Source organism: Limosilactobacillus frumenti DSM 13145 (genome assembly GCF_001436045.1).
GTDB lineage: Bacteria > Bacillota > Bacilli > Lactobacillales > Lactobacillaceae > Limosilactobacillus > Limosilactobacillus frumenti.
In genome coordinates this window covers 1-8,913 of record NZ_AZER01000019.1, presented here as the reverse complement: position 1 = coordinate 8,913, position 8,913 = coordinate 1, and the positions used below count along the sequence as shown (strand labels likewise).

The window sequence follows — 8,913 nt, the reverse complement described above, 5'->3', positions numbered from 1 at the left end:
CTTGTGAAATGATAAATTCGCGGAATTTAATTTACACCAACATTTTGGACTTGACCCAAGGTAAAGTATATTGGGCTATACCTTGCATAGAGGTTTGCCGGATTCTGTGTTATGCTCTATCCAAATTTAGCTGTTTGGAATGGAGTGGTGAGATGAGTTATTTAGTGGCTAATATGCAGAAATTGAAAGCTGATAATCTGGTTGGCTTGGGTAATCATGATCAACGCCGAACACAACATCATAAAAATGCCGATATTGACGTTGACCGTTCTGGTTTAAATTATGATTTGGTTGCTGGTCGGACTAACCATTTCAAAACGGATATTGAGGCTTATATTAACAAGCATAAAACCAGTCAGCGGGCGGTTAGAAAAGATGCCGTTTTAGTCAATGAAATGAATGGATTATTTCGAACGATAGCAATTTTTTTGCTAATTTAACGGCGGCTGATACGAGCAAATATTTTGAAACAGCTAAAGCTTACTTTGCTGAAAAATTTGGTGAAGAAAACATTCGTTATGCGATTGTTCATCTTGATGAGAGTACTCCCCATATGCATATGGGGATTGTTCCATTTAATGATGAGTATAAATTATCGGCTAAACGGGTGTTTAATCGTGCAGCTTTGCAAAACGTTCAAGATCAATTGCCAGTTTATTTACGACAACACGGATTTGATGTTGAACGTGGTATTCAAGAATCGCAACATAAAAGTTTGACAGTACCAGAATATAAAGCTATGCGGGAAGATTTGAATTTAGATGTTGTTGGAAATCACTTTGAGAGATTGGCGGAGATTATGGAATACTTGCACATTACTGACGAGGAAGCCAGACAATATCATTTAATTAGGGGATGACAAGTTGGGGGTCCTGTTCCAATTTCAACCAATTAACAAACAAGCAACCGCAGCTAACGTAAGGCAATTCTTTAAGAGGGACGTAGAGAAGCTAGAACAGTTGGCCGGCAGTTCATTAAGTGACATATATCACTCACCATCATTTGATGGCGTAGCGTCACATACTAATTATTTAAATAACACAGAAACGCAAGTACTAAAGGCAATTGACGCTAGAAAAGAACTATGTTTAATTGTCCAGGCCATAACCGCATGTACTGAAACAAGTCGAACAATCCTGATTAGTAAGTACATCAATCATTTACCAATGTTCAGAATAGAACAGCTAATTGGCTACGGTTCATCGCAAACCAAGGTAAAACAACGCACCGCATTATTTGAATTTGCTGATCACTATGCAACCTATGGACGAGATTTAAGAGTTAAGGCATGAATGTTATAAAACCTACATATCACTACATAAAAACTTGTCAAAACTTAGCATTCAGCATTCTCTCACCGTCATGAGAACCTGTTAAAACCTGTCATTTTGCTTTCCCTCACCGCTGCTAAGAACTTGGTAAATCTTGGTACTGAGCCTAACTAAACTAAACCTAATTTAGACCGTTACCTATGAGTAGCGGCCTTTTTTGCGTACTACCTTAGACTTGTTAACCCCCCGCCCCATCCACTTTATTGAAAGAGCGCACACATTGCCGTTTTCTTTTGCGCAAGGGCTAATTTTAAAAATTTTACCCCCAGGGGGGCTAATCCATCAAACATTGATATAACAGCATTCTGTTGCGAAATAAGCGCAATCCCATGCACGTTATAGACCGCTGTTAATGGTAGAATTAAAGCAGAGGTTAAATAATATTGGAAGCATTGCCATGAACACGCAAAGAAATAACTGAAGCCAATTAAGCACTCGCATTAAAACGGGTGCTTTTCTTTTACACCCCTGTGAGAGCTAAAAAGGCAAAATAAAAAGACCGCTGAAACAGCGATCTCATCCCCACCGGCAAGTTATTAATTTTTCCGCAATTTTTCCGCAAAAGCTGTTTTCAATAGTTTTTCATAATATTTTCTAATAACAAGAATGCTGATATACTGGGAAATGTACTCTATGAAAAAGAGCCAAAACACTAAAAAATCACCCGCACGGGGATCGAACCCGTAACTCCGCCTTGAGAGGGCGACGTCTTAACCAATTTGACCAGCGGGCAATAAAAACGTCCAAATAGAATTATACGTGATGACAATTAACTTTGTCAATTAACCATCACGCATTTATTTATCTATTCAAAGGAAAGTTCCAGCAAAAAGGCATGCTGATCAGTAACGTGACTGGTTGTCACCCAAACATTGTGGTAACTTTTCTCGTTACCGGCGACTTCATGAAAGTAAGCTTCCAGCAAATCATCGTTTTTAGCGACAAAATCATTCGACAAACGATTAACCATCAATCGATTGTTAGGAAAATAGAAAGCAGCATCCGCAATTTTAAGGTGATCATCAATAATAATCATCAAAGTATTAGTATATCGCGGGCGTTCCGCTAGAATCAGTTCAGGATGCCGCTTAATTTTCGTTAAAACGTAGTAAATAGAATCTGAGTTACTTGCCATGATAACGTCCTTCCACTTAAGGCATTGAACATCAAAATAAAAATTCGCTAGGCAATAATGCCTAACGAATCAAAAATAAAAATTGGGAATACTGGATTCGAACCAGTGCATTATGGATTCAGAGTCCACTGCCTTACCAGCTTGGCTAATTCCCAATAAGACAACATAATTACTATACAAGGCTTGCGGAAATTAGTCAACCCTTTTTTAAAGAGCCCGGATCAACCGCCCACTTTCTGGCCACCGCTGCTGATCACCAAAGCCCCGAAAATGAATTGGAAGTTTGTTTTGCAGGTGAACCTGCTGAATAACATGCTCCAGGTTGATTAGCGAATAGTCAGTAATTGAATGTAACGGGATAGAACGAGTACATCGCTGACGATGACTCATTTCAATGAAAAAATTATATTGTCGATCATAACGATTATTTACCACTACCATCCAATAACGAGTATGTGGTAAGCGCTTAAAGTGGGATTGAAGTCTTTGTACAATCAGTTTGGCACTATCGTTGGGCGTTTCCATAATCATCACCAGACATAGTATAACACATTTTTCGAACATACGTTCAACGAGCTGTTTCTTGATTATACAAATGCCATTGATACTTGATCCGTTGACGAGTAACCCAAGTAATGATGGGATGATGAGCACCAGTGCACCAATAGTCCACATCAGCATAAATTTGCCGTTGAGTCCACTTTTCATAATCATGGTGAAGGAAATTATAATTACCGGCCGTATCATGCTTCTGCCAAATATCAGCCATAATAAATTGACTCCGTGTCCTTAATAACTGCATCTCTTCTTCACTAGCCACAGTGACTTTAATAACCCTTCCAGTAGCAATTGGTGGCACATGTTTATTACTTGGCAGATAAGGTGCAACAGGTACATTAATCAAGGCATTATCCATCACATTTTGCCAATGTTTACGCGTTTCATAGCGATGCTGTAACCCTGGTTCAACGTCATTGGCAATTAAATACTCTTTTGTCGGTCCCCAGCTTAATTGGACTTTTACCTTAAATGCAGTCATTTCAATCCCTCCCTTGTAACCACTTTCATTTTACCGCACCTTGTTAGTGGATGACTACTCTTAGATTAGGATCAACAAAATAATAGACTTTTTTCATTACTTTCATTACAATACTGAAATATCGGAGGTGAACGATTACGAAACGTTCTAAATTCTCGCTAACTCTGTTCTATCTCTTATTAATCGGCCTCTTCATGTGGTTCTACCAAACTAATCCCCTCGTGGAACAATACACAAATGTCATGATTCATGAGGCACAAATTAGAACACAACTATTAGTGGACCGAATTAGTGGTCGCCCCACCAAAAAGGCAAATTTACGAGCTGATAGTTCGACGAACGTTAAATCGGCTAAGAAATCTGAAGGCCGGTGGACAAATAAATCGGCTTCAATTTACTTAGACTTAAGTAACCCAGTCTTGAAAAACGCTACTAATACAGCAATCCAGCAGTGGAACCAAACAGGTGTATTTACATTTAAGATAACCACTAATCGCGATAAAGCCGATATTATTGTGAAGGCCATTAGCGAAAATAATGATGGAGCTGCCGGACTCACTCAGATGGAAGTTAACACCTTAACTGGTTATTTTGAACATGCTACTGTTGAGTTGAACGCTAACTACCTGCTCAATCCGGCTTATGGATATTCTCAACAACGAATTGTTAATACAGCAGAGCACGAGTTAGGACACGCCATTGGGCTTCAACATAATAATGGGCAATCCGTTATGCAACCAGCTGGTTCGTTTTATTCTATTCAGCCAGTGGATGTCCAAAATGTCCGGACCATTTACCAGCATGCACCAACAAGTCAAATATCGTCACAAAGTAACAGTCAAGAATAATAATTTTCACCAGAGGACAATTGGCCTAATTCTAAAAAGGGCGCGATTCGTCCTTTTTGATTACCTTTAATTCATGTTAGAATAAATTGGTATATTTAAGTAAAGGATAATGAGCACACATGAAAAACAACAAAAAAGCGCTGGGCTTAACAATGGTGATCACTGCCTGTACATTCTGGGGAATTTCAGGTTTGTTTGCTAAGGCCCTCTTCAACATCAGTACTTCTATTACCTCACTGTGGCTAACCCAATGGCGACTGATTTTAGGTGGCGCCATCATGGTACTAATCAGTTGGCTTCACGGTGATCATCCCTTCCACGTCTTTCGTAATTTACATGACACATGGGTAATCTTCGCCTACGGGGTAATTGGATTGGTACCGGTCCAGTTTGCTTACTTTATGGCGGTACAAAAGGGCAATGCCTCCATTGCCACGGTCTTACAGTTTCTTGGGCCATTCTTTATTATCGCTTATCTAGCTGCCTTCCGGCATGAGCCTCCCCGTAGGATTGAAATTATTTGTGCAATTCTCGCCTTCTTTGGTGTTTTCATTATTGCGACTCATGGCCGGTTAAATTATTTAGCTGTCACTCCAGCGGTCTTATTTTGGGGATTCATTTCGGCAATTGGTGTTGCCACCAATACCTTAATCCCACAAAATATGCTCCGCACCGGACGGGTACCGGCATTAGTAGTGACCGCTTGGGGACTTCTTTTTGCTGGCATTGTATTACTTGCTATTCACCCTCAACAACCCCATATTCCAAACGTATCTGGTGTATGGATTTGCTGTACCGGGATTCTAATTATCGGAACAATCATTCCATTTTATCTTGCTAATAGTGCTCTGAAATATATTGATGCTACGACATTTAGTTTGATGGATGCCTTTGAGCCAATATCAGCAACGATTGGTTCCGTGCTGCTCTTCAATTTGCATATGACCTGGGCTGACATTCTAGGTTCAATTCTCGTTGTCTTTGCGGTCTGTGTCATCAATATTCATCCAATGCCCAAACACATCCAAGATTAGAAATAACAATTTTCTTTAAGGCGCTAACATTCGACGTTTGTCGAGTTAGCGTCTTTCGACTTTTAATGCTGTGTAACACAAAAACTCCCTTGGCAATACCAAGGGAGTTTTCGTAAGAGAAACATTTATTGATTAGTTGTCACGGATAATAGTACCAACTTTACCAGCCAGTGCATCGTCCAAGCCATCCAGAGAAGTGATTAATGCCTTCCGTTCTGGGTGACCCTTAACAAATGACAAGCAAGCTTCAATCTTAGGTAACATAGAACCAGCAGCAAATTGCTTTTCATCCATGTACTTGTGTGCTTCTTCAACGTTCAAAGTCTTAAGAGCCTTTTGGTCAGGCTTGCCGTAGTTAACGTAAACATGATCCACGGCGGTTAAGATAATGAGAGAATCAGCACTAATGTTATCAGCTAAGAGGGCGCTTGAACGGTCCTTATCAATAACAGCAGGAACACCTTGCAAGCCATCATCAGTCATGATAACGGGAACACCGCCACCACCACCAGCGATTACTAAGTCACCGGCTTCAATCAAAGTGTTGATGGAATTTAATTCCATAATCTTCTTTGGAAGTGGTGAAGGAACAACTTGACGGTAGCCCCGTCCAGCATCTTCCTTAAAGGTGTAGCCCTTTTCCTTAGCAATTTGGTCAGCTTGTTCCTTAGTGTAGAAATCACCAACCGGCTTGGATGGGTTTTGGAATGCTGGGTCAGAAGGATCAACTGCAATTTGAGTAACAACAGTAGCAACATTCTTATTCATCCAACGACGGTGAAGTTCGTTTTGCAAACTTTGTTGAAGATGGTAACCAATGTAACCTTGACTCATTGCCCCACATTCTGGGAATGGGAAGGCGGCAGTCTTACCATTTTCAGCAGCAAAGTTCATTCCTAAGTTAATTGCACCAACTTGAGGACCATTACCGTGTGAAATTACAACTTGGTTACCAGCAGCAATTAAACCGATCAATGATGAAGCAGTGTTCTTAACTAGCTTTAATTGTTCTTCAGGAGACTTACCAAGGGCATTTCCACCCAAGGCAACAACTACTTTAGCCATTTAGAAGTCCTCCTTAGTTGTGTTCACCTAAAGTTGCAACCATAACAGCCTTGATGGTGTGCATCCGGTTTTCAGCTTCACGGAATACAACTGAGTGCTTGCTTTCGAAGACTTCGTCAGTAACTTCCATTTCCTTAAGACCGAACTTCTTGTAGATTTCCTTACCTACTTCAGTGTCAAGGTTGTGGAATGCTGGAAGACAGTGTTCGAAGATAGCATTAGGATTTTCAGTAGCGTCCATAACTTCCTTAGTAACTTGGTAAGGCTTGAGAAGCTTGATCCGCTTTTCCCACATGTCGTCTGATTCACCCATTGATACCCAAACATCGGCGTAGATAACATCCATGCCCTTAACGCCTTCCTTAATATCGTTAGAAACAACGATCTTAGCGCCAGTTTCGGCAGCAATAGCGTTAGCCTTGTCAAGAACTTCCTTAGTTGGGTTCAATTCCTTAGGAGTTACAACATGGTATTCCATACCCATAACAGCGGCACCTAACATTAAAGCGTTAGATACGTTATCTTGACCATCACCAACAAAGGCGAACTTGATTTGTTCGTAAGGCTTCTTCAATACTTCGTGAGCAGTTAAGAAGTCAGCCAATACTTGAGTTGGGTGATCTTCGTCAGTTAAACCGTTCCATACAGGAACACCTGAGTACTTAGCCAAAGTTTCAACACTACGTTGTGAGAATCCACGGTATTCAATACCATCAAACATACCACCAAGAACACGGGCAGTATCCTTAACAGATTCCTTGTGACCAATGTGTGAGCCTGATGGGCCAAGGTATGTAACATGAGCACCTTCATCCTTAGCACCAACTTCGAATGAGCAACGAGTACGAGTTGAACTCTTTTCGAAAATTAAGGCAATGTTCTTACCTTCAAGGTTCTTGCCTTCAGTACCAGCATACTTAGCCTTCTTCAAATCTTCAGCAAGGTTAAGCATGTATTCCATTTCACGCTTGTTAAAGTCTGCAAGAGTTAAAAAACTACGATTACGTAAATTGAATGCCATAAGTAATTCCTCCTTGAAATTCTTTACGGTTACTATCATAGAGGGCGTTTTCAAAAAACATCACTTTACTTCAATATGATTCAGCAAAAAGATTATTTTTTTATTCACAAGCGATTAACAATACCGATAACAGAAAACGCCTTCATTCCTAGTTATAGTATAATGTTCGTCAGATTGCAATTTTCACAAGTTAGCTTTGGTAATTTGCAATTGTTTTTTAATAAAGGTAGCATGTTTAGGTAAGTTTCAAAATACTTCGCAAAATATCAAAAAAGTTCAAAGTGAGGTTGGAAGATGAATTTCTATATTGTAGATGACAGTGAATCTGTAATCGACCTACTCAAGGACGTGATTGAAAATGACTTCAACAATTCAGTGGTTGGCGCCACCTATAATGCTGAACAGGCCTTTGACGATGTCATCCGTCTAAGCGTCGATATTATGTTTGTAAATCTCAATTTACCTCAAATTAATGGCTTAGACCTCATTAAAAGGATTCAGCAAAGCAACCACTACCCTCATTTCATCATGATTGGCCAAGCGGTCGATCCTGGTACGCGGACTAAATGTTATTCTGCCGGGGCTGATTTTTGTCTTGAAAAGCCCATTAACGTTGCTGAAGTTAAAACAATCATCCGTCTGGTTGGCGAAAACATCAACATGTCTAACCGGATGCTGCAAATCCTGGACCTGGTTTCTGGAGCAGCCAACCGTAATACCACTAATATCAATTTTAAAAGTAAGGAAAAAGATAGCGTAAAGTCCATCCTCCGCTTTCTCGGCATTACCTCTGGGACTGGGGCCCAGGATATTATCAGAATTGTTAACATCATGATTGAACGTAATATTGTCTTTGAACAATTCGATTTTCAGGAAACATATCATTGTGATGAGCACGGCAAAAAGATCATTCTGCAACGTATACGTCGTGACATTAAAACCGCGTTATGTAACCTTGCCCACATGTGTATTGACTATCCCGAAAACGAAATTATTTTAGAATATGCTAATAATATTTTTGAGTACAAGAATGTCCACCATGAGATTAACTATTTAGAGCACCGTGCCAAGCGTGGTGGTCAAGTTTCTGTTAAACATTTCATGAATGGATTAATTCAAGAAAGCACACGCTAGTAAAAGAGTCCAACGCCATAGTGACGTTGGACTCTTTTTATAGTGAATATTCACCGTAATTGTTTAATTGTGAAATAACACCATAAGCCAATTAGAATAATGGTATAAGCAACGCCAATCAGCGTTACCCACTTCAACAACGGCATTGTCATTAGTCGGTTAATAATGGCAAAGCAAATTGTTAACACCAACCAAACAGCAATTCTTTTCTGAAGACCCTGTCTAGTTTTTTGTAACCATTGTTGGTTCATTACTTATTTTCTTCCATTTCCTTACGCAGCTTATCGCCAACTTCTTCGTAACCAG

The 8,913-nt window shown here is 39.9% G+C and carries 12 protein-coding genes and 2 tRNA genes; 6 read left to right on the top strand and 8 right to left on the bottom strand.

Features of this window, described 5'->3' with window-relative positions; genetic code table 11:
* Positions 1-152: 152 nt before the first annotated feature.
* Genes FD27_RS08955 through FD27_RS07420 form a run of 3 tightly spaced genes read left to right on the top strand, consistent with a single transcriptional unit; the run spans position 153 to position 1,292 of the window.
* The gene (locus FD27_RS08955) at positions 153-440 is read left to right on the top strand and encodes a plasmid recombination protein (protein WP_235803029.1); all 288 of its coding nucleotides are present in this window, start codon (positions 153-155) and stop codon (positions 438-440) included.
* The gene (gene mobV / locus FD27_RS08950) at positions 404-859 is read left to right on the top strand and encodes a MobV family relaxase (RefSeq protein ID WP_338033860.1); all 456 of its coding nucleotides are present in this window, start codon (positions 404-406) and stop codon (positions 857-859) included. Before FD27_RS08955 ends, mobV begins: the two co-directional genes overlap by 37 nt.
* Before the next feature lie 4 nt (positions 860-863).
* On the top strand, positions 864-1,292 hold the full coding sequence (locus FD27_RS07420; RefSeq protein ID WP_057752102.1) for an ArpU family phage packaging/lysis transcriptional regulator: 429 nt from the start codon (positions 864-866) through the stop codon (positions 1,290-1,292).
* Positions 1,293-1,991: 699 nt separating this feature from the next.
* On the opposite strand, the gene FD27_RS07415 is transcribed toward FD27_RS07420, so the two are convergent.
* From FD27_RS07415 to FD27_RS07395, 5 genes are all read right to left on the bottom strand, one after another.
* Positions 1,992-2,064: transfer RNA gene (locus FD27_RS07415), tRNA-Glu, on the bottom strand.
* A 72-nt stretch (positions 2,065-2,136) separates the two neighbouring features.
* Positions 2,137-2,466, bottom strand: coding sequence for a hypothetical protein (locus FD27_RS07410; RefSeq protein WP_057752100.1), 330 nt, complete (start codon positions 2,464-2,466; stop codon positions 2,137-2,139).
* 82 nt (positions 2,467-2,548) lie between these two features.
* Positions 2,549-2,621, bottom strand: a tRNA-Gln gene (locus tag FD27_RS07405).
* 52 nt (positions 2,622-2,673) lie between these two features.
* Positions 2,674-3,000, bottom strand: coding sequence for an acetyl-CoA carboxylase (locus tag FD27_RS07400; RefSeq protein WP_162258509.1), 327 nt, complete (start codon positions 2,998-3,000; stop codon positions 2,674-2,676).
* Positions 3,001-3,034: 34 nt separating this feature from the next.
* On the bottom strand, positions 3,035-3,505 hold the full coding sequence (locus FD27_RS07395; RefSeq protein WP_057752094.1) for a DUF7679 family protein: 471 nt from the start codon (positions 3,503-3,505) through the stop codon (positions 3,035-3,037).
* 194 nt (positions 3,506-3,699) lie between these two features.
* Between FD27_RS07395 and FD27_RS07390 the strand changes: the two genes are divergently transcribed.
* Together FD27_RS07390 and FD27_RS07385 are read left to right on the top strand one after the other, a co-directional pair.
* Positions 3,700-4,353, top strand: coding sequence for a matrixin family metalloprotease (locus FD27_RS07390; protein ID WP_083482715.1), 654 nt, complete (start codon positions 3,700-3,702; stop codon positions 4,351-4,353).
* 119 nt (positions 4,354-4,472) lie between these two features.
* The gene (locus tag FD27_RS07385; RefSeq protein ID WP_057752091.1) at positions 4,473-5,387 is read left to right on the top strand and encodes a DMT family transporter; all 915 of its coding nucleotides are present in this window, start codon (positions 4,473-4,475) and stop codon (positions 5,385-5,387) included.
* 132 nt (positions 5,388-5,519) lie between these two features.
* On the opposite strand, the gene arcC is transcribed toward FD27_RS07385, so the two are convergent.
* Together arcC and argF are read right to left on the bottom strand one after the other, a co-directional pair.
* Positions 5,520-6,452, bottom strand: coding sequence for a carbamate kinase (gene arcC / locus FD27_RS07380; protein ID WP_057752088.1), 933 nt, complete (start codon positions 6,450-6,452; stop codon positions 5,520-5,522).
* Between the two features lie 13 nt (positions 6,453-6,465).
* Positions 6,466-7,473 carry an ornithine carbamoyltransferase gene (gene argF, locus FD27_RS07375; protein WP_057752085.1) on the bottom strand — a complete coding sequence of 336 codons (1,008 nt, stop codon included), beginning with the start codon at positions 7,471-7,473 and terminating at the stop codon, positions 6,466-6,468.
* Positions 7,474-7,767: 294 nt separating this feature from the next.
* Here argF and FD27_RS07370 point away from each other — a divergent pair, with 294 nt between their 5' ends.
* Positions 7,768-8,607 carry a DNA-binding domain-containing protein gene (locus tag FD27_RS07370; protein ID WP_057752083.1) on the top strand — a complete coding sequence of 280 codons (840 nt, stop codon included), beginning with the start codon at positions 7,768-7,770 and terminating at the stop codon, positions 8,605-8,607.
* Positions 8,608-8,657: 50 nt separating this feature from the next.
* Here FD27_RS07370 and FD27_RS07365 read toward each other — a convergent pair whose 3' ends face one another.
* Positions 8,658-8,858 carry a hypothetical protein gene (locus tag FD27_RS07365; protein WP_057752080.1) on the bottom strand — a complete coding sequence of 67 codons (201 nt, stop codon included), beginning with the start codon at positions 8,856-8,858 and terminating at the stop codon, positions 8,658-8,660.
* Positions 8,859-8,913: the final 55 nt, after the last annotated feature.